The organism is Owenweeksia hongkongensis DSM 17368 (genome assembly GCF_000236705.1).
Lineage (GTDB): Bacteria > Bacteroidota > Bacteroidia > Flavobacteriales > Schleiferiaceae > Owenweeksia > Owenweeksia hongkongensis.
Genome location: NC_016599.1, coordinates 1,532,807 through 1,553,124 on the forward strand (window position 1 = coordinate 1,532,807; position 20,318 = coordinate 1,553,124).

At 40.1% G+C, this 20,318-nt stretch carries 18 protein-coding genes; 1 reads left to right on the forward strand and 17 read right to left on the reverse strand.

The window, feature by feature from the left end; translation table 11 throughout:
- Positions 1–16: 16 nt before the first annotated feature.
- From OWEHO_RS18770 to OWEHO_RS06985, 4 genes are read right to left on the reverse strand one after another with little or no spacing between them, the layout of a single operon-like run.
- The gene (locus tag OWEHO_RS18770) at positions 17–313 is read right to left on the reverse strand and encodes a type II toxin-antitoxin system RelE/ParE family toxin (protein ID WP_014201769.1); all 297 of its coding nucleotides are present in this window, start codon (positions 311–313) and stop codon (positions 17–19) included.
- Positions 283–525: a hypothetical protein gene (locus OWEHO_RS06975; RefSeq protein WP_014201770.1), complete on the reverse strand. Its 243-nt coding sequence runs from the start codon at positions 523–525 to the stop codon at positions 283–285. Before OWEHO_RS06975 ends, OWEHO_RS18770 begins: the two co-directional genes overlap by 31 nt.
- Before the next feature lie 44 nt (positions 526–569).
- Complete coding sequence (locus OWEHO_RS06980; RefSeq protein WP_014201771.1) at positions 570–1,544, reverse strand: isoaspartyl peptidase/L-asparaginase family protein; 975 nt, start codon at positions 1,542–1,544, stop codon at positions 570–572.
- Positions 1,541–2,407, reverse strand: a complete 867-nt coding sequence (locus tag OWEHO_RS06985) for a mechanosensitive ion channel family protein (protein WP_014201772.1) — start codon at positions 2,405–2,407, stop codon at positions 1,541–1,543. Before OWEHO_RS06985 ends, OWEHO_RS06980 begins: the two co-directional genes overlap by 4 nt.
- A gap of 182 nt (positions 2,408–2,589) precedes the next feature.
- On the opposite strand from OWEHO_RS06985, the gene OWEHO_RS06990 reads away from it, so the two are divergent.
- Positions 2,590–3,069 carry a MarR family winged helix-turn-helix transcriptional regulator gene (locus tag OWEHO_RS06990; protein ID WP_014201773.1) on the forward strand — a complete coding sequence of 160 codons (480 nt, stop codon included), beginning with the start codon at positions 2,590–2,592 and terminating at the stop codon, positions 3,067–3,069.
- Here OWEHO_RS06990 and OWEHO_RS06995 read toward each other — a convergent pair.
- From OWEHO_RS06995 to secDF, 13 genes are all read right to left on the reverse strand, one after another.
- Positions 3,053–4,147, reverse strand: a complete 1,095-nt coding sequence (locus OWEHO_RS06995; RefSeq protein ID WP_143764540.1) for a hypothetical protein — start codon at positions 4,145–4,147, stop codon at positions 3,053–3,055. The two genes, OWEHO_RS06990 and OWEHO_RS06995, sit on opposite strands and share 17 nt — an antisense overlap.
- 2 nt (positions 4,148–4,149) lie before the next feature.
- Entirely contained in the window at positions 4,150–5,184 is a 1,035-nt protein-coding gene (locus OWEHO_RS17830; RefSeq protein ID WP_052301098.1) for a gliding motility-associated C-terminal domain-containing protein, read from the reverse strand.
- A 7-nt stretch (positions 5,185–5,191) separates the two neighbouring features.
- Positions 5,192–6,319 carry a hypothetical protein gene (locus OWEHO_RS07005; RefSeq protein WP_014201775.1) on the reverse strand — a complete coding sequence of 376 codons (1,128 nt, stop codon included), beginning with the start codon at positions 6,317–6,319 and terminating at the stop codon, positions 5,192–5,194.
- A gap of 77 nt (positions 6,320–6,396) precedes the next feature.
- The gene (locus OWEHO_RS07010; RefSeq protein WP_014201776.1) at positions 6,397–7,035 is read right to left on the reverse strand and encodes a hypothetical protein; all 639 of its coding nucleotides are present in this window, start codon (positions 7,033–7,035) and stop codon (positions 6,397–6,399) included.
- Positions 7,036–7,582: 547 nt separating this feature from the next.
- Positions 7,583–8,401: an orotidine-5'-phosphate decarboxylase gene (gene pyrF / locus OWEHO_RS07020; RefSeq protein WP_014201777.1), complete on the reverse strand. Its 819-nt coding sequence runs from the start codon at positions 8,399–8,401 to the stop codon at positions 7,583–7,585.
- Positions 8,402–8,404: 3 nt separating this feature from the next.
- Complete coding sequence (prfA, locus tag OWEHO_RS07025) at positions 8,405–9,475, reverse strand: peptide chain release factor 1 (protein ID WP_014201778.1); 1,071 nt, start codon at positions 9,473–9,475, stop codon at positions 8,405–8,407.
- 13 nt (positions 9,476–9,488) lie between these two features.
- Positions 9,489–10,661, reverse strand: a complete 1,173-nt coding sequence (locus OWEHO_RS07030; RefSeq protein ID WP_041627488.1) for an AIR synthase related protein — start codon at positions 10,659–10,661, stop codon at positions 9,489–9,491.
- Between the two features lie 66 nt (positions 10,662–10,727).
- The gene (locus tag OWEHO_RS07035) at positions 10,728–10,973 is read right to left on the reverse strand and encodes a hypothetical protein (protein ID WP_014201780.1); all 246 of its coding nucleotides are present in this window, start codon (positions 10,971–10,973) and stop codon (positions 10,728–10,730) included.
- Positions 10,974–11,023: 50 nt separating this feature from the next.
- Positions 11,024–13,273: an OmpA family protein gene (locus OWEHO_RS07040; protein WP_014201781.1), complete on the reverse strand. Its 2,250-nt coding sequence runs from the start codon at positions 13,271–13,273 to the stop codon at positions 11,024–11,026.
- Between the two features lie 179 nt (positions 13,274–13,452).
- Positions 13,453–15,639 (reverse strand): glutamine synthetase III family protein, encoded by a 2,187-nt coding sequence (locus tag OWEHO_RS07045; RefSeq protein ID WP_014201782.1) that lies wholly within the window; start codon positions 15,637–15,639, stop codon positions 13,453–13,455.
- Positions 15,640–15,761: 122 nt separating this feature from the next.
- Entirely contained in the window at positions 15,762–16,715 is a 954-nt protein-coding gene (locus OWEHO_RS07050) for a calcium/sodium antiporter (protein ID WP_014201783.1), read from the reverse strand.
- 8 nt (positions 16,716–16,723) lie between these two features.
- The gene (locus OWEHO_RS07055) at positions 16,724–17,008 is read right to left on the reverse strand and encodes a Sec-independent protein translocase subunit TatA/TatB (RefSeq protein WP_014201784.1); all 285 of its coding nucleotides are present in this window, start codon (positions 17,006–17,008) and stop codon (positions 16,724–16,726) included.
- A gap of 89 nt (positions 17,009–17,097) precedes the next feature.
- Complete coding sequence (gene secDF / locus OWEHO_RS07060; RefSeq protein WP_014201785.1) at positions 17,098–20,181, reverse strand: protein translocase subunit SecDF; 3,084 nt, start codon at positions 20,179–20,181, stop codon at positions 17,098–17,100.
- Between the last annotated feature and the right edge of the window lie 137 nt (positions 20,182–20,318).

The following is a 20,318-nucleotide window of genomic DNA, read 5'->3' on the forward strand; positions in this document are numbered from 1 at the left end:
CGTTAGTCCTTGTCACTTAAATTCGTAGCTCCTTTGGGTTTTGTCTTGAATCCCAAACAGTGAGCACCTCAATAGTTTTGTCATTAATTCGATAGAATATTTTGTAGTCTTTCACTAATCGACACCTAATATTCTCAAGCTCTGTTGGTTTACCTGCAAGTGGGAATTTTGCCGTTATTGACATTGATTTATTAAACAACCGTTCAAGCTTGCGAGGATAAGCATCTGATTGATTCCTCTGCAACCAATACTCATAAATGAGCATTTTATCCTTAATTGACCTTAGTGTCCACCTGACTTCTCGAGTAGCCATTTTGAAATCAAGTTATCCGCTTCTTGTTGACTATACGTTCTACCTTCATTCACATCCGCCATGCCCTCATTTATACTTTTCTGTTCGTAAGGGTTGAGTTTGTAAGGGCTCTCCGCTTCTGTTTCAGCAGAAATCAACTCTAATATTTCAGTTAATATTTCAGGATTATCAATGGCATTGACCCTCTCCATTATCTTCTCTTTGACATTCATCACAACTGATTTTTATTAAACTTACGATTTTTAGCCAAGCGATACTAAAACATTTCCACCACCGCCTCCTGACCTTCTTTAAGGTAAGCCCTAAACATTCCACTGGTGTTAAATTCCATCACCACATTTCCATCCTTATCTACACCAATAAGTCCGCCATCACCACCTGCTGGCTTTAGTACTTTGTGAATTACAGCTGATGCGGCATTTTGAAAACTTTCATTGCCATATTCCATACGAGCACTCACATCATGCGCCACGGCATAACGAATAAAATATTCACCATGGCCAGTGCAGCTCAGTGCGCAAGTGTTATTATCAGCATGCGTTCCGGCACCTATTATTGGTGAATCTCCAATGCGTCCATATCGCTTACCTGTCATTCCTCCTGTGGAAGTGCCTGCTGCGAGATTGCCATTTTTATCTAAAACAGCACAGCCTACCGTTCCCATTTTACTGTCTTCCCAATTGGTAGAAGTTGACCCATGAGCTTTTTTATAGCGCTCCAGGCTCTTCAGCCTTTTTTCTGTTTTAAAGTAATCCTCACTTACTATTTCACAGCCTTGAAGCTTAGCAAAATCCTCTGCTCCTTTTCCGCTAAGGATTACATGTGGTGAATTCTGCATTACCGCCAAAGCCGCAGTAATAGGGTTTTTCACGGTTCCGATTCCAGCAACTGCTCCTGCATTTAATGTATTGCCATCCATAATGGAGGCATCCATTTCATTTCTTTCATCATAGGTAAATACAGCGCCTTTGCCCGCATTAAATAATGGAGAATCTTCTAAAACTTTAATAACCTCCACAACGGCAAGGTGAGCCGCACCGCCAGTATCCAAAACCTTCGCTCCTGCAAACAGAGCTTCGCTCATTTTCAATTCATAGGCTTCTTGTTCCTCGGTATTTATATTTTCTTTTTTAATGCCGTTTCCAGCACCTCCGTGGAGCACAATTACATAATCCTGGGCTTGTGCAAACGCTACAAACAGCAGTAAGACACCTATGAATACACCTTTCATTTTTCCTGTTTTGAGTTCGAATCTTTGATTATCAAATTTTGATAAGGATAAGGAATCTCAATTCCTTCGCGATCAAAGCGCTTTTTAATTTCCTCCAGGCAATCTGCATTGAGATTAAACCCTTTTGCTGAAGTTTCGGCCCATGCCCAGGCCCGCATATCAATTGAATATTGACCTAATCGCAGCACCTTCACACGCACCTTGGGTTCTCCATTGGCAATTTCCTCAGGAGTACGATGATCCAAAAAGTTAGGGTGTGCTTCCACTATTTCTTGCACCACCCTTCTTGCATGATCGATATCTGCCGTGTAGCTAATGCCCCACTCTATCCATTTACACACCTTATCATCTTCATAATTGGCATTCACAATCACCTCGTTGCTGATTACCGAATTAGGAATAACTATTCTCCTGTTTTCGTAATTACGAATTACTGTATGACGTAAACTAATATCCTCAATTACGCCTGACATGGTATCACGAATAGTTACAATATCATTGATGCGGTACGGTTTGAAAATGACAATAAAAACACCGGAAATTATATTTGATAATGCTGCCTGAGAAGCAAAACCGACTACCACTGCCAAAATACCGGCTCCAGTAAGTAATGTTTTAGCAACATGTTTCATACTTGGGATCATGAAAATAACCATGGCTATACCCACTATCACCAAAACTGCCGTGATTATATGCTGAAGGAAGCGGAAATTAGTTGGATCAAAATCTTCGCGTTGTGAAAGTCTCTTTATGAGCCTGTCGCCAATTTTTCTAAAGACTACCGCAATCACAATAGTTGTGATTATAATAATTCCAATTGCAATCAGTGTTCGTCCATTGGTATGAAGCCAGTGTCCTTCCATAAAAATGCTCTATTAAATTTTGTGCAAAGGAAATGTAAATCAGATATGAATTTGCACTTTTAGAACACAAGCTACTAATTTTTGTGTTAGTTAAATTCTATCTATAAGCGCTTCAGTGTAAACGAAAAATTAACTTAGCATTAAACACTATTTTTGCTAACTATTCTGGACAACTGATTTGAATGAGCATGGGAATATCTGAAGAAATAAAACAGAGTAAATTTACAAGTGAGCGCCAAAAGGCAGCTATAAATCTTTTTTATACGAGCAATTGGCTATCAGAAAAGTTGCGAGCTTTTTTATCTAATGATGACCTTACCCCTCAGCAATTTAATGTTCTTCGCATTTTAAGGGGCAGCCACCCTGAGCCTCTAAGCACCCTTCAGATTAGAGAGCGTATGCTCGATAAAATGAGCGATACTTCGCGCATAGTAGACCGATTGGTAAAAAAGGAATTGGTAAAAAAGGGAACGTGCAAAGCTGACAAGCGTTTGGTAGATATCAACATCACCGAAAATGGTCTTGACCTTTTATCTCGTTTAGATGAAAATTCTCAGGATTTAGATAATCACCTAAATGGTATATCAGAAGAAGAAGCTGAGACTTTAAGTACTATTTTGGATAAAATACGGGACAACTACACTTCTACTGGTGATAAATAAGACCAGTGGAAGGCTTAGGGTGATAGTAGATTGGGTATGCAATCAATAGTGTAGGATCTGCATGGCAACCATTATCATCAACTACATCAGTAATATCTACTTGCAATGCATCTGCAGATAATAATATGCTACCTGCATCTCCTGTAGTGGTATATATTTGTGAGCCTCCACCATCGTTGTATGTTATTGTAAATGGAGCTGTACCCACCAGCCCATCAAAAGACATCGTAGATTGTTGTTCTTTGCAAACAGTATCAAAGCTAACCGCAAAGTCTGGTTGTTCAAGAACTGTGACGTCTATAAATGTTTTCCTTCCTACGCAACCACCCAGGTAGGTTTCTTGAGCTTGTAATCTGTAATTACCTGGACCTACAGTCCACTCCACAGAAGCTCTTCTATTATTATCCAGTTCTGGAGTAATAGTGCCTCCAGCTGTTCCTACCCAAGACCAAGAATACTCGAAGTTGTGGGGAGCACCGTCTGTAACTGCTGTACTGGGAGTATGAGTTGCCGTTTCTCCCTCGCATACAATACCTGTTTCTACCACATCTGGTGCTACGGTAGCAGTAGTTGAAAAATCATCAAGTTCGGCATCTAAACTTGCAGCCACTCCAGATGCCCACCATCTCCATCGAATCCGGTAATAACCAACTTCTGTAGTAGTTAAGTTCTCTGTTCTTGTTCCAAACTCTCCGTTACGAGAGTAAATCTGTGTCTCGCCTCCAAGTGGATCTACCAAATAGACTCTCATCCTCCCTGATGCAAAGAAAGTATATCCATCATGCTCATGTGTAAACGTAATATCTGTGGATCCATCAAAATAATAGAAAGGTGTTGTAATTGCAGGTGCAGTACCAAAAATAACTAATGCATAGGAGTCTGCATGCCCGTGCGGTGCATCAGTTCCTGTATTGATGTGAGATGAATTAGATATCGAGGATTGGTCAAAATCCCAGCAATCAGCTTCCAACTGAGTTACAGTATTACTGTTGAAGTTTTCGGAAAACTGCCCAAAAGAGCTGAAGCCTATACAAGCCGCCACTATCAAAAAAACTATATGTAGTCGCAAACTCGTCATACCTATCGCAATAGATTAAATGACCCTTGTTCATCAACTTGAGTACCGCCTACATCTTCTACCACTATCTTATAGGTGTACACTCCCGTAGGAACAGGTTTTCCATTTTGAGTGCCGTCCCAACCATCTGATCCACTACTCTCATCCCAGCTGTATACCATTTCGCCCCAGCGGTTGTATACATTAGCTTGGAATCTAGCGATGCCTACTCCCTTAAAAAGGAACACATCGTTAATTCCATCTCCATCAGGCGTGAATGCATTAGGAATAAATAATTTGAAGATTTTCTTAACATAAACATACCTGTAAAGAGTATCTGTACACGTACCATCGGACACTACTTGAGTTACCACATGATCGCCTTCTTCATCAAACTGATAACGCGCGTATGTGCCTGAGCCCTGTTTATTTTCATCCAAATACCAATCTACGCCTACGCCCGAGGCGCCAGTATAGTATAAATCCAATATGGTGCCTACTTGCAGGGTGTCTTCAAGTGAGCTGATAGAAGTCTGTGGGGGATCGACCACTTTTATAAAATGAAATGTAGTATCTGGATCACAAGGATAATTGTCGGCCACCAAATAAACTGTGGTATCCTGATGTGCAATAAACCTTATTTCCTTGTCCTTTTTACCACCCTGCCATATTACACCGGAGGTAAGTGCAGTACTCAAAATAACCTCCGTTCCTCTACAAACCTCTTGCGGACCAGCCACACTAGCTTTGACCGGAGCTATTATATAAATTTGAGCGAATGTGGTATCGTGACAGTCTCCATTGAGCGGAATTGCCGTTACGGAAATAGGAAAGAACCCCGGAGTAGGGTTCCAATCAACAAGAATATCATTTGAATCAGGTTTAGAAAGAATAGTTCCACCTGTAATTTGCCAACTATAAATAACGCCAGCTTGAAACGGAACAGCAAGATTGGATGGCCCTGCTGTAGTACATATTGTGTCAACTACTACCTGTGCTCTTAGGCCTGTAAAGCCCAAAAGCATCAGGGTGAGTAATATGTTAGCAGCGTTTTTCAAGTACTAATTATTGATGAAAAATCAAACCTGTAGATGGTTTTGGATTTATTACAATAGGTACTGATGGTAAGCTTGCTGGATCAGCACTACAAGCTGTATTTTGATCTAATGAAAGTACGGTAAGCGTTTGACTGCTTACGTACGCTGGTAAGGTTTTCACAAAAGGGCTTGACGCTACAGTGTCCGTATAGGTAGTGGTTCCATCAGTATAACTAACTACCCAAGGAGCTGTTCCTGTAAATGTGAATGTTGCCGTTGGAGCACTGCCAGCACATACCGGATTTATTATAACATCTACTGTAGGAAGTGTATCAACAATAACGTCCATTTGTACCGTATCACCGATACAACCAGTGCTGCTGGTTTCGTACACATTAAGAGTATATAGACCACTCGTTCCTGACCAATCTATTTGAATAGTACTGTTATCTGCGGTAATACTATTATCAATGGTTCCGGCAGCTGGGTTAGAAATAAACCAAGAATAGTTGCTACCAGATACTGGGTTATATATTTTATACTCTTGGTCAGCATAGCTGCTACAAATGGTATCTGTAGGAATGCTCATTGCCGGACACACGCCATTATTATTCAAGCTAGAATCAGAAGCATAACTACCGTGAATGCTAATATCATCAATAACACCACGAGCTGCCCCACCTGATCCGGTCCATTCAAACTCTACCTGATAAATTCCACTCCAAGCAACCGTTACGGCCTCGGCTTGAGTAGTGGTTGGTGTGGCCGCAGCTACATAATCATAAGTAAAAGGAGTATTAACCGTATTTCCAGATTGATCTAAAATTTTGACTTGAAGCTCACGAACTGTACCCATATTGGTATTATGAAGCTTATGATTAAATGCAATTATTCCAGTTCCGTTGAATTTTACGAATGGAGTTTTTAAACTATAAGTCTGATTGTTAAGGTTATTTGTCCTTAGATAAGGTTCATCTACCCCCGTATTGATAGCGTCACTACCCGATCCTCTAATAGCAACTCCATTAGACAAATCCCAGCAGGAGGCATTTGCAGTAGCAGTGCTATTGTGATTAAAATTTTGAGTAACCTGTGCTTTTAGAGTATTGAGTAAGGGAACCGCAAAAAGTGTAAGTAGGAGTAACTTTTTTTTCATGACAAAAAATTAAAATGAATAAATAGCAGAAAATGTCAGGGTGGATAACCCTAACATTTTCAATGTTGAGTAACTTGTTAGTAGTGGTAAATCTGACCGGTATTGGCCGCAGGATGAATAATAACATTGATACCAGTCACCGGAGTAACTTCGCTACATGTATTATCATCTACTACAGATGTAATATCTAAGGTTTGACTTGTGGTATAACCGGCCCCCGTCATGGTATACACATGAGGTGAAGCTGTGGCTACGGTACTGTAATTATTTGTGCCATCAGTAAAGTCAATGGTCACCGGAAATTCACCGGTAACAGCAAAAGTTAGCGTTGGATCAAAGCCTTCACATACTGAATCGGACACCACAGTAGCAGAGGGCAAATCATTAACGATAACAGTTAACTGAACCGAATCTCCTATACAGCCGAACTCTGTTGTTTCTACCGCGTATACGGTGTATGTCCCTGGCGTCATACCCCAGTCGATTTCTATTTCATTGTTGCTAGTGGTCACTGAATTATCAATTGTACCACCTGCGGCTGCATCAATATACCAGGTAAAGGTGCTATTGGCATTTGCAGAAGAGATTCCGTAAACTTTATCTTGTGTACCCGCACAAACACTATCTGGTGTTGTAATTTGAGCATTAGTAGAAAAACTAACCCCAATAAGAGTAAAAAGAAGAAATGTAACTAATTGAGTAGATTTCTGTTTCATTGCGTTAGTAAAATTTAATATGACTAATTTTTATGTTTTCTAATCGTTTACGTTATACCTGAACATTGAGTAAATCCATACAATACCGCCTCTATTAAACTAAAATTCCACCCCTAAGGGTGGAATTATAAAGTGCTAACTAACAGAGTAGTGAGTAATAATAGTGTAGAGTTGTTTTCATGTCAAGTTAACCTATTTTCAAAATCGTGTTTCAAGCGACTTGCCTCTTCAAGAATATTAAGCCTATCCTCAAATTGCTTAACAATGATAGTCGGAAAATAATATGCTAGAATAAGTGATTGATGTTCAAAACAATAAGCCAAAAAATTACAGATGTATGGATTGAGAGAGTGAAAAAAAGGCACTTTAATCCACTAACTATCAGTATGGCATGCATTGATTCACAAATACTTGGACTCCACGAAAAACTGTACGATTCAAAAATCATCTATGTTAAAAATGAGCACAAAAAAAGCGGAGCCTTTTGAGCTCCGCTTATGCGTATTATCGTAAAACCCCTATTTACCAAGGGGTTAGAATTTAACTATTACTTAATGTAAGGAGCCATTTCCTGCTGAAGAGCTTTTGCCTTTTTTCCCGCTATTTCAGCAAAATCCTCTTCATTGGAGGCATAAATGACACCTCTTGATGAATTGATTAATAAATTAGGTTCTTTTCCCAAACCATTTTCCATAACCTCACTAAGGCTGCCACCTTGAGCGCCAACACCGGGCACAAGCAAAAAGTTTTCGGGAACAACATTCCTCACCTTACGCATGTAGTCTGCTTTAGTAGCACCTACTACATACATCATATCTTCTTTGTCGCCCCACTTTTTGCTTTCTTCCAATACTTTTTCAAAAAGCATTTCATCGCTATTTCCTCGGTTTTGAGTTTGAAAATCGAATGCACCTGGGTTAGAAGTTAGGGCTAAAAGAATCACCCACTTATTTTTAAAACCTGTAAAAGGCTTTACAGAATCACTACCCATATACGGAGCTACAGTGATAGAGTCAAAACTAAGTTCTTCGAAAAAAGCCTTTGCATAGCGAGCCGAAGTATTCCCAATATCACCGCGTTTTGCATCAGCAATGGTAAAAACCTCAGGATAATTTTCATTCAAATAATTGATGGTTTTCTCCAAACTTTGCCATCCTTTTACGCCAAGTGCCTCGTAAAAAGCAATATTTGGCTTGTAAGCTACTGTATATTTGTGAGTAGCATCAATTATGGCTTTATTGAATTCAAATACCGGGTCTTCCTTTTCCAAAAGGAAAGAAGGAATTTTTTCAATATCAGTATCCAGTCCTACGCATAGCACTGACTTTTTCTTTCGAATTTGCTCTACTAGCTGCTTTCTGTTCATTTCTTATGATTCTGAACCTTCCTTCATGCGCTCAGCATTTTCTGCCAATTGCAATTCGTCAATAAAGTTTTGAATATTTCCGTTCATCACATCATCAAGATTGTAAACGGTATAATTGATACGGTGATCCGTCACCCTACCCTGTGGGTAGTTATAGGTTCTAATTTTAGCAGAACGGTCACCCGTTGAAACCATACTCTTTCTTTTGCTGGAAATAGCTGCATTGTGCTTTGCTAATTCCTGCTCATAAAGCTTGGTTCTAAGCATTTGCATGGCTCGCTCACGGTTGGCAAGCTGAGAGCGCTCTATCTGGCACACTACCACGATTCCTGAAGGCTTGTGTGTAAGCTGCACCTTTGTTTCTACCTTGTTTACGTTTTGTCCACCAGCACCACCCGAGCGCGAAGTTTGCATTTCAACATCAGCAGGATTCAGCTCTACATCCACATCTTCTGCCTCAGGCAATACTGCCACAGTTGCTGCCGAAGTATGCACACGACCCTGGGTTTCAGTTTGTGGAACGCGCTGAACGCGATGCACTCCTGATTCAAATTTTAAAGTTCCATAAACATCTTCTCCGGTAACCTCAATCACCACTTCCTTGTAGCCGCCCATGGTTCCTTCACTCACGTCAAGCACCTCGGCTTTCCAGCCTTTACTTTGTATATAGCGAGTGTACATATCATAAAGGTCTCCGGCAAAAATAGCCGCTTCATCACCTCCTGCTCCACCTCGTATTTCCAAGGTAGCATTCTTAGCATCTTCAGGATCTTTAGGAATAAGCATTATACGAATTTCTGCTTCCAGCTCTTCTAATTCAGGAACAGCAGATTCAAGTTCCATCTTAGCCATTTCCTTCATCTCGGTATCGTCCGAATGAAGAATTTCTTTAGCTTCGGCAATATTATCCTTAAGCTGCATGTACTTTTCACGTGCTTCTACCAAAGGTTTCAAATCCTTGTATTCACGTGTAAGCGTCACATAGCGCTTCTGGTCGGCAATCACATCTGGCTGAATGATTAAATCATTCACCTCATGATAGCGCTGCTGTATAGCATCCAGCTTATCCTGCATCTTCTTTCTTCTTTTAGTAAATAAATTGGCCCTTATCGCTAGTAATGGTAAGTTTCTTACCATCATGCGCTTCTACTCTACCCACAATCTGCGCAGGTATATTGAAGCTTTCTGAAATCGCAATAATTTCCTGAGCTACTGATTCATCACAGTACACTTCCATACGGTGTCCCATATTGAATACCTGATACATTTCTTTCCAATCTGCACCAGATGATTTTTGAATCAAGTCAAACAATGGAGGCACCTCAAACATGTTGTCTTTTACCACATGAACGCCATCTACAAAATGTAAAACTTTGGTTTGAGCACCACCACTGCAATGCACCAATCCGTCAATTTTACTGCGATGAGATTCTAATATTTTCTTAATAACCGGAGCGTAGGTTCGTGTTGGCGAAAGAACCAGTTTACCAGCATCTAATGGCACACCATCCACAGCTTCAGTTAATTTTTTATTTCCTGAATACACTAATTCTTCAGGTACCAAAGCATCGTAAGATTCAGGGTATTTTGTTGCCAACTCCTTCATAAATACATCATGACGAGCAGAAGTCAAGCCATTGCTTCCCATCCCTCCATTGTACTCAGTTTCGTAAGTGGCTTGTCCAAAAGAAGCCAATCCAACTATTACGTTTCCAGGCTTAATGTTGGCGTTATCAATTACATCACTGCGCTTCATACGAGCAGTCACGGTGCTATCCACAATAATGGTCCTAACCAAATCACCAACATCGGCAGTTTCGCCACCGGTAAGCACGATGTCCATGCCCCACTTGGCCATTTCATCAATTAACTCCTGTGTACCATTAATGATTGCAGAAATAACTTCACCTGGGATCAGGTTCTTATTTCTCCCAATAGTAGATGAAAGAAGAATCGGGCTTTCGGTAGTACCCACACAAAGTAAGTCATCCAGGTTCATCACCAGGGCATCTTGGGCAATGCCTTTCCACACGCTCAGGTCACCGGTTTCCTTCCAGTACATGTACGCTAGCGAAGACTTAGTCCCAGCCCCATCAGCATGCATCACCACACAGTGCTCCTCACTTCCCGTAAGGTAATCGGGAATGATTTTGCAGAATGCCTTTGGAAACAATCCTTTATCGAGCTTGGAGATAGCCTTGTGCACATCTTCCTTTTGGGCAGATACTCCCCTGCCGCTGTATCGGTTACCTGAATTCATTTTGCAAAAATAGAAAGCGCCCCGCAGAAATTGCATTCTACGGGGCGCCAATTTTATATTATTGATCTACTTAATTTTAAGATAGTATCCTGCAGGAACATTTTTCTTGTCAATCTCTGGATTTAAGTCTTCCAAAACTTTGTCATCCAAATCCAGTTTTTTGGCAATATCCTTAATAGACTGATTAGCTCTATCCACTTGATAGTGGTTAGCATCCCAAGCTTCGTAGTTCCCATCAGGGGTGACTTTTAGCTGAAGGCCTTCAAAAGGACGAACACCTCTCAACCCACCGTTTAGCTTCTTAAGTTCCACAATGTTAATCTTATTCTTTTTGGCAACAACACCAAAGCTCTCGCGACCTTTTATGATGTAAATATCACCAGGAGGGCATTATTTACACCACTATTCTTATCAGCAATAATATCCTTTGGATCAACAGCATCCTGATCAACAGGGCCAGCTGCTGGTACGTAATCATCGCGAAGTACTTTAAAGTCAGTTCTACGGTTTACTTGGTTAGCAACTTCCTGCTTCTCCGGTGGCAACCTTTTGATATAAGCTTCCGTCAATCTATTTCCTTCTTCCAGCTGACCAGCTCCATATCCTTTATAACCTTCTTGAATATTAAATGGCTCCGTTTCTCCCATACCGCGAGCTACCATTCTATCAGCTGCTATACCTTTTGATACTAGGTAGCTAACGCAGGTATCTGCACGATGCTGAGAAAGTACATCATTACTCTTATTATCACCACGATAATCCGTGTGCGAACGAAGTTCGATAACAATTGTTGGGTTGTTCTTCATAATTGGTACCACGCTATCCAATGCAGCGCGAGCTTCTGGACGAAGATCCCATTTTGCCAAGTCAAAGAATACATTCGGTAAAACAATTGGCTCTTCGATTGGATCCAAGGCTTTATTTACTTGTAGCTTATGTAAAAATTGATTTGCCGATGGGATATACTCAAAAGCAGATAAATCAACTCCAATAGTTGTTGTGTTCCCTGTATTCGTAAGGAACTTAGCTTTTTCAAAAGTTAATGTATACTGAACGTCAGCATCAATTTTATCTTTATCAAAAATGTAGTATCCATCTTTATCAGCATTTACCACAACGCTAGTACCGTTAGATCCATCCAATTTTACAGTAGCCTGAGGAATTGGTAATCCGGTTTTAGAACTAGTAACAACCCCTTCCAGCTCAAATACCAATGGAGTTTTTACCACACCATAGATGTCGTCATTCTTAGAACCTTTACGATTACTGCTTAAGAAACCAACTTCATCCTTTGTTCCCTGAAATACTAAGCCGAAATCATCAAAACTGGTGTTTATTGGGTACTCCAAATTCTCAGCTTCTGCATTCGGTGCCGGCATGCCATCTTCGCCTAATTTAATTCTGAAGATATCCAGACCACCCATTCCTGGCAATCCGTTAGAAGCCCAGTATAAATATTGACCATCTCCACTAATAAAAGGATAATACTCCTCACGATCGGTGTTTACTTTTGAACCTAAGTTGGTTGGGGTTTTCCAGATTTTTGCTCTACGATCAAAAGTGGTCATAAATATATCATGGACTCCCTTGGTGTTGAATTCATCCGAAACAAAATACAACCTACTATCGTCAGGAGATAGTGCTGGCTGACCAACATTAGCCGAAGTATCAGTTCCAATAATAACTTGCTCTGGCTCTTTCCAGTTAACACCAAGCTTTTCTGAAATGTAAATTCCACAACCAAACTTTTTATCCTTTTCTACTAAGCAACGTGTTAGGTAAAGTTCTTTTCTACGTGAATCAAATACAGCAGATCCTTCGTGACTTTTTGTGTTTACAATTTCTTCATCCAGTAATTTTGGGGTAGACCATTTTAAAGAAGCAGGGCTCACCAATTCATCTTCATCAGTTGAAGCTCCTCTTCCTCTTCTCCCCTTCTCTTTTCTTTCTGCACTACTTACGTAAATATCCATGAAGCTACCGCCCGTCCAGCCGTCTTCCTTTTTACCAACCGACTCTTCACGTGTGGAAGTAAAAATTATCTCATTGTCATCAGCACGTTTTCCTGCATAAGATGGTGAAAAATCATACCCAGTGCTATTCAAGTCTTTCATCAAATCTACCTGATAGCGGCTTGGGCTATCCATCCATTCTATGGCTTTTTTAGTAGACTCAATTCCTATCTCCGCTCTTCTATCAGTAGGATTTTCCTGCTTAAAATCTTGGTATGCTACAATTGCCTCTTCATACTCCCCTTGTGCTTTTAGCATATCTGCATAATGCAGCTGAGCAATAGGATCCTTATACCCAAGCTTTACGGCCTTCAGGTAATAGTTTTCAGCATTCTTATAATCGTTGATATTTCTGTAAGACTCAGCTATTTTAAATAGTACCGTAGACTTATCATCTCTACCTCTTACTTCTCCAAGCGCAGTTTTTAGCAACTCGATGGCAAGCGTATATTCTTGCGCATCATATGCATCGTATGCTTTTTCTACATCTTTATGGAGTTTTTCTTTTGGCTCGGTATCATCTGTATTCTCTTGACCAAAAGCAGGAAATACACTTATACTAAATACGACTAGTAATACACCTAAGTAAGGTATTCTCATAGGAAGTAATAATTTTTTTAATGCAGTAATGCGCTAAAGTAAACATTTATTCCAAACGTAAAAGGCTGTTTTCACATATTGAAAAATGAACACCAACGCAGTGTAACGGTATGTTTCAAAAATAAAAAAGCTGCCTGATAAATCAGGCAGCTTGTAATACAAATCTTATAAAACGCTAATTATGAAAAGATAAGCTCTCTATATTTAGGCATAGGCCAAAGTTCATCGTCAATCAATAGCTCTAATTTATCACATTCATAGCGAATGGTGTTTAAGAATGGGAACACTTCATTTCTATAAGCAACGGCACGCTCACGAGCACCTTCAAGAGCATTGCATTTTTTACGCGTCTCTATCATAGCTTCTTTTTCAGAAATAATCACAGAAATACGACTACTAATCTCCTCAATCATATGTAATTGCTCCTTAGCTACTTTGTTAAACGATTTCTCATCAAGTACCTGCTTAAGCCCTTTTACATTGCTCAATAGACGATTCTGGTAGTTGATTGCAGTTGGCACAATGTGATTACCCGCAATATCCCCCAATACTCTTGACTCAATTTGAATCTTCTTCTGGTACTCTTCAAGCATGATCTCATGGCGGGCTTCTACCTCCACTTTATTCATCACACCATTTTCTTCAAAAAGCTTGATAGCTTCTGGGGTTACATAAAAATCTAAAGCTTCGGGAGTCGTTTTAACATTATTAAGACCACGCTTTTCAGCTTCTTTTACCCAAGCATCACCATAACCATCACCTTCAAAACGAATTGACTTACTTTCTGAAATGTAATCTCTCAATACATTAAAGATAGCCTCATCTTTCTTCATACCTCCTTTGATAAGACCATCAACAGTAGCTTTAAACTTACGAAGCTGGGTAGCCATAATGCTATTCATAATAGTCATTGGCTGGGCACAGTTTGAAGCAGAGCCTACAGCTCTAAACTCAAACTTATTACCTGTAAAGGCAAATGGAGATGTTCTGTTTCTATCAGTATTATCAAGCAATACATCCGGAATCTTTCCAACTACATTCAGCTTAAGATCTGTTTTTTGCTCAGGGCTTAGCTTACCTTTTTCAAGCTGCTCAATAGCATCAAGCGTACGGGTAAGTTGCTCGCCAATAAATACAGAAATAATTGCAGGAGGCGCCTCATTTGCTCCCAAACGGTGATCATTTCCAGCAGAAGCAATAGCCGCGCGAAGAAGATCAGCATGATCATGAACCGCCTTGATAGTGTTTACAAAGAAGGTAAGGAACTGAATATTGCTCTTTGGCGTTTTGCCTGGAGCTAAAAGGTTAACACCAGTATCAGTGCTCAATGACCAGTTATTGTGTTTTCCACTTCCGTTTACACCAGCATACGGCTTTTCGTGAAGTAGAACTTTAAAGTTGTGTCTTGCAGCTACACGATCCATCAAATCCATCAACAATGAGTTGTGATCTACAGAAACGTTTGCTTCTTCAAACATTGGTGCCAACTCGTACTGCATTGGTGCCACCTCGTTATGACGAGTAGTTGCAGGTATTCCTAATCTATGTGCTTCATATTCAAGCTCACGCATAAAAAACCTAACTCTATCAGGAATAGCTCCAAAATAGTGATCATCCAACTGCTGACCTTTGGCCGCAGAATGTCCCAACAATGTACGACCTGTCATCTTCAAATCAGGACGAGCATTATATAATGCTTTGTCTACAAGGAAGTATTCTTGCTCCCAACCAAGGGTTGCATTTACCTTTTTTACATTTTTATCAAAATATTGGCACACCTCAGTAGCTATTTGGTCAATAGATTGAAGAGCGCGCAATAATGGAGCTTTATTATCTAATGCCTCACCGGTGTAAGCCACAAATACTGTAGGAATACACAAAGTTTTCCCCATAATAAATGCCGGGCTAGTAGGATCCCAAGCGGTATAACCTCTAGCTTCAAAAGTATTTCTGATACCTCCGTTTGGAAAACTAGATGCATCTGGCTCTTGCTGTACTAATAAGTTTCCGGTAAATTTTTCGATACCACCGCCATCGCCATTTGGCTGAAAAAAGGAATCATGCTTTTCGGCAGTAGAACCAGTAAGTGGCTGAAACCAGTGGGTATAGTGTGTAGCGTTTTTTGAAAGTGCCCATGACTTCATTCCCACAGCTACTTGATCAGCTATGTTTCTGTCAATCTTTTTACCATGAATCATGGCGTCCATAACACTCTTATAAGCTTCAGGGGTCATAAACTCCTGCATAGCTTTTTTATTAAAAACATGCTCTCCAAAAATATCGGAGATACGTGTGTAAGGTGGATCTACTTCAATCGGCTGGCGATGCATTGTAGTCTTAAGGGCTTCAAATCTGATAAAAGGCATAGCTAATCTCTTTTTTATGATTTTAAAGCCGCAAATCTACAAAATGAGGGGGTTAATTTTGAAAAAGAGCGAAAATATTTTAGCCACCCCCTATAAAAACAGGGGGTCTAACAGAAAATTACCTAAAAAACTAAATAAATATATAAACAGTAAGCGAGGAGCATTACAAATCCTTCCCATCGCTCTATCTTTCCTTTGGAAATAATGCGAATGAAGGGATAAAGCAATAGTGAAATTCCGAATAGATAAGGAAAATCAAAAGTTATGAGTGCATCACTTTTAACGGGCAAATCAATCACCAGACCAGTAATACCAAGTACCGCGAGAATGTTAAATATATTGGAGCCAACTAAATTACCAAGTGAAAGCTCTTGCTCTCCTTTGAAAGAAGCCACCATACTGGCTGCCAATTCAGGTAAACTAGTACCAACAGAAACTATAGTTACGGCAATAATACGCTCGCTCACCCCCCATTGGCGTGCTAAATCCATAGCTCCGGTAATCAAAAACTCTGAGCCAAACTTGAGGGCAGCAACTCCTATAACCAGATAAAAAACCATCCACCATGGACTTTTAAGCTTCCCAGAAATCTCTTCTGAAGTTTCACTATCGGATTCATCTTGCTTATTTATTCGCCTTGAAGCCCAGATTTGATATACATTATATACAATAAGTATAAGCACCAACACTGCAGCCTCCCATGTAGTGAGCACATTATCAAAAAACAGGAAAAGAAATAAAATAAGGGTAACGAACATCATTATCCAATAGTCGACACGGTAGGTGCGTTGCTTTACCGTCATTGGAAAAACCATTGAGGTAAGACCCAAAATAAGTGCGATATTGGCAATGTTGCTACCAATTACATTACCGAAAGATAAATCTGAATACCCCTCCATAGCAGCATCAAGGCTCACCAAAAGCTCAGGAGCGGAAGTAGCAAAAGAAACCACCGTCATTCCGACTACTAAAATGGAAATTTTAAGCCTCAGCGCTAAATCTACTGCTCCACGCACCAGCCAATCACCACCAAAAAGTAAAAGTAAAATACCTCCGAATAAATATAGGTATGACATAAAGTAGATTAGCCTTTGAAAGTTCTTTTAACAGATCCGGTAATTTCCTCGATCTCCTTTTTCTCCTTCTCTACCTTATCCTTAAATTTCTTGAGATCGCTATCGGCAGCGCCTGCACTATTATTTATTTCGTGCTTTATGTCATTGGCCGCATTGCGCACATCACGAATACCTTTACCAAGTCCTCGGGCGATTTCAGGAATCTTATCTGCCCCAAAAAGCATAACTACCACAAGTAGAATAAAGAAGATTTCGCCCCCTCCAATATTGAAAAATAACAATACTCCGCTCATCTCTACATTTTGAAATTCTGCGTCAAAAGTATAACAAAAAAACCCTGCACAAAGGCAGGGTTTATAGATTTTATAAAAGCTTGTATTACCTAGCTAGCAGGTTGCTCTACCGGACGTTTTTTGCTGGCAGCTTCTTCTGCTAAACGTTTCTTGCTAGTATCCATCATCAATGGAGTAGCAATGAATAGCGAAGAATAAGTACCTACAACAACACCAATCAATAGTGCAAACATAAATCCGCGGATTGCTTCACCACCAAAAAGGAAGATTACAAGCAATACGAAGAAGGTAGTTAACGAGGTATTGATAGTACGACTAAGCGTGCTGTTCAAAGCGTCATTTACCACAAGGTTCATATCTTTTTTCTTACTATGCGTGGCCAGGTATTCACGAATACGGTCAAATACTACCACGGTATCATTCAGCGAGTAACCAATTACGGTAAGTACTGCCGCAATAAATGCCTGATCAATTTCTAGTGAGAAAGGCAAGAATCCATAAAGAATAGAGAATACTGACAGTACGATAAGTACATCATGGAAAGCTGCGGAAACAGCACCAAGGCTAAACTGCCACTTACTAAATCTGATAAGGATGTAAATAAAGATTACTACTAGAGAGAACAAGATTGCCCAGAAAGCTGAAGTTTTGATATCATCAGCAATGGTGGGTCCCACTTGACGCTCAGAAACAATCCCTATATCACCACTTCCCGTAGCTTCACTAGAGAAAGACTCTTTATTTGGAGTTTCAGCATAAAAACCTTTTAAGCCTTCATACAATTTGTCTTTAATCTCGTCATTAATCTCTGTTCCAGTTTCGTCAATCTTATACTTGGTAGTAATCACCACTTGATTGTCGCCTCCAATAGTTTTTACTTCAGGAGCTACTGCCGTACCGTCTTCATCAACAAATACGGTAGCCAATTTACTCGAAACATCTACAGAGCTCACAGGCTGGTCAAAACGAACCTGGTATGAACGACCTCCTACAAAATCAACACCGTAGTTAAGACCTCTGGTAGCCAAAGAACCAATACCAGCGATGATGATGATAGCACTGAATGCGTAAGCAATCTTTCTTTTTGACAAGAAATCAATTTTGAACTTCTTGAAAGCGTTTGCCGTCATTCCTGTTGAGAATGCAATCGACTTCTTCTTATCCAAGCGAGCTTCAAAAATCAAACGAGTGATAAAGATTGCACAGAAAAGGGAAGTAAGAATACCAATAATCAAAGTAGTAGCAAATCCTCTAATAGGGCCTGTTCCGAAAAGGTAAAGAATAACACCCGTTAGGAAAGTAGTAACGTTTGCATCAATAATAGAGCTGTATGCATTACCGTAACCATCCTTTATAGCCAACTTCAAACCTTTACCCTGAGCAAGCTCTTCACGAATTCTTTCGTAGATAAGTACGTTGGCATCTACCGCCATACCAATGGTAAGTACAATACCAGCTATACCAGGAAGTGTAAGCACTGCACCTAGCGAAGCTAATATTCCGAAGATGAAGAACATGTTTACGATAAGTGCAAGGTCTGAAGCAATACCAGCACCGCTGTAATAGAAAATCATGTACAACATAACGATACCCAAAGCTACCACGAAAGACCAAAGTCCTGCGCTAATTGCTTCCTGACCTAATGATGGTCCTACGATATCTGCTTGAATAATTTTTGCAGCAACAGGAAGTTTACCAGCTTTTAGCTTGTTAGCTAAATCCTGTGCTTCTTGTACTGTAAAGTTACCAGTAATTTGTGTGTTTCCTGTTGGAATCTCACCTTGAACAGTTGGGAAAGAGTATACATAGTTATCCAAAACTACCGCTACACTTTTCTTTGGTTCTTGAGAAGAAGCTTCCTTGGTAATTTTTGCCCATTCACGAGCTCCAACCGCATTCATACTCATACTTACCACAGCAGAGTTTCCTTGGTCAAAATCTTGACGGGCATCAGTTACCACATCGCCTGCAAGAGCAGGTGTACCTTCGCGGTTACCTTTTGCTGCAAGTAAATAAAGGTAGTTTCCATCAGTAGACTTAGCCGTGTAGAAGAATCTAGTATAGCGTTGCTCACCTGTCAATAAGCTTTTAATCTTAGGGTCACGTAAGTAAGCATTTACTTTAGCAGTATCCTTTACAGCAACAAACCCGATAATTGGGCCTGGCTGAAAACGATTTTGCTCATCCAAGTTAGGAGCAAATACACGTAAAAATGGGCTATACGTTTGACCAGCGATTGCGCTGTCATTTTCTACAACACCATCTTCGCCAGTTGCGCTATCTCCTTCAGCAACTACATTGCTACTGTCGTCAATAGATTGAATTTCATCTAGAATATCATTTGAAGCAGTTTCAGTATCAGTGCTATCTGCACCTTTCACCTTTACGGTACCTACTTTTTCGATAACGGCATTGATAAAAGGAGCCATTTCGTAAGTATCGTATAGATTCCAGAATTCAAGTTCAGCAGTAGACTGAAGCAATTTCTTTACACGATCCGGATCTTTCACACCTGGGAGCTCTACCAATATTCTACCACCATTTTCAAGGCGCTGAATGTTTGGCTGAACCACTCCAAATTGGTCGATACGTGCTCTTAGTACAGTGTAAACATTTTCTACAGCCGCATTTACTTCACTTCTAAGCTCTTCTTTTACCGCTTCATCTTCAGCGTTAAAACCAAGCTTATCGTTCATCTCTTTTGTACCAAAAACTTGAGGATCGCTAAGCTTAGTAGCTGCTTTAGTTTCAGCTTTTACTTCTTCAAATGCATCAAAAAAGTTTGACAAATAATCTTGCTGGCTATTTACAGCAGCTGCAGTTGCCTTATCAATTGCTTGTCTAAAGAGAGAATTTTTGGAATTATTTGCCAATTCGATAAGAATATCTCTTACCTGAACCTCTAAAATCACGTTCATTCCACCACGAAGGTCAAGACCTAAATTGATCTCACGCTCCTTTACTTGTTGGTAGGTGAACTGTTCCAAAAGAACATCATAAGCCTCCTCAGATCCCATAGAATCAAGATAGCGCTGTTCCTTCTCATAGTCGCCATTGGCGTACTCTTCAGCATCTTTTTCCACGCTACCTGCTATGTAGGTAAATGAAAGTTGATACAGGCAAGCCAGCGCAAATACGATGGCGAATAATCTAATAACTCCTTTATTTTGCATTCGTCTTAGGAAGTATGTTTGGGTTCAAAAATGGTCGGCAAATATAGAATTTCAGCTAATAAATAACAATGTGCGTTAACTTATCGCCATTTGCCAGAAATATTTAATGGTGTACTTTTGATGCTATATACGAAATC

Bases quoted from the DNA above. Each gene is read 5' to 3' on its own strand.
- OWEHO_RS18770 (WP_014201769.1), bottom strand. From the start codon at position 313: ATGGCTACTCGAGAAGTCAGGTGGACACTAAGGTCAATTAAGGATAAA.
- OWEHO_RS06975 (WP_014201770.1), bottom strand. From the start codon at position 525: ATGAATGTCAAAGAGAAGATAATGGAGAGGGTCAATGCCATTGATAAT.
- OWEHO_RS06980 (WP_014201771.1), bottom strand. From the start codon at position 1,544: ATGAAAGGTGTATTCATAGGTGTCTTACTGCTGTTTGTAGCGTTTGCA.
- OWEHO_RS06985 (WP_014201772.1), bottom strand. From the start codon at position 2,407: ATGGAAGGACACTGGCTTCATACCAATGGACGAACACTGATTGCAATT.
- OWEHO_RS06990 (WP_014201773.1), top strand. From the start codon at position 2,590: ATGAGCATGGGAATATCTGAAGAAATAAAACAGAGTAAATTTACAAGT.
- OWEHO_RS06995 (WP_143764540.1), bottom strand. From the start codon at position 4,147: ATGACGAGTTTGCGACTACATATAGTTTTTTTGATAGTGGCGGCTTGT.
- OWEHO_RS07005 (WP_014201775.1), bottom strand. From the start codon at position 6,319: ATGAAAAAAAAGTTACTCCTACTTACACTTTTTGCGGTTCCCTTACTC.
- OWEHO_RS07010 (WP_014201776.1), bottom strand. From the start codon at position 7,035: ATGAAACAGAAATCTACTCAATTAGTTACATTTCTTCTTTTTACTCTT.
- pyrF (WP_014201777.1), bottom strand. From the start codon at position 8,401: ATGAACAGAAAGCAGCTAGTAGAGCAAATTCGAAAGAAAAAGTCAGTG.
- prfA (WP_014201778.1), bottom strand. From the start codon at position 9,475: ATGCAGGATAAGCTGGATGCTATACAGCAGCGCTATCATGAGGTGAAT.
- OWEHO_RS07030 (WP_041627488.1), bottom strand. From the start codon at position 10,661: ATGAATTCAGGTAACCGATACAGCGGCAGGGGAGTATCTGCCCAAAAG.
- OWEHO_RS07040 (WP_014201781.1), bottom strand. From the start codon at position 13,273: ATGAGAATACCTTACTTAGGTGTATTACTAGTCGTATTTAGTATAAGT.
- OWEHO_RS07045 (WP_014201782.1), bottom strand. From the start codon at position 15,639: ATGCCTTTTATCAGATTTGAAGCCCTTAAGACTACAATGCATCGCCAG.
- OWEHO_RS07050 (WP_014201783.1), bottom strand. From the start codon at position 16,715: ATGTCATACCTATATTTATTCGGAGGTATTTTACTTTTACTTTTTGGT.
- OWEHO_RS07055 (WP_014201784.1), bottom strand. From the start codon at position 17,008: ATGAGCGGAGTATTGTTATTTTTCAATATTGGAGGGGGCGAAATCTTC.
- secDF (WP_014201785.1), bottom strand. From the start codon at position 20,181: ATGCAAAATAAAGGAGTTATTAGATTATTCGCCATCGTATTTGCGCTG.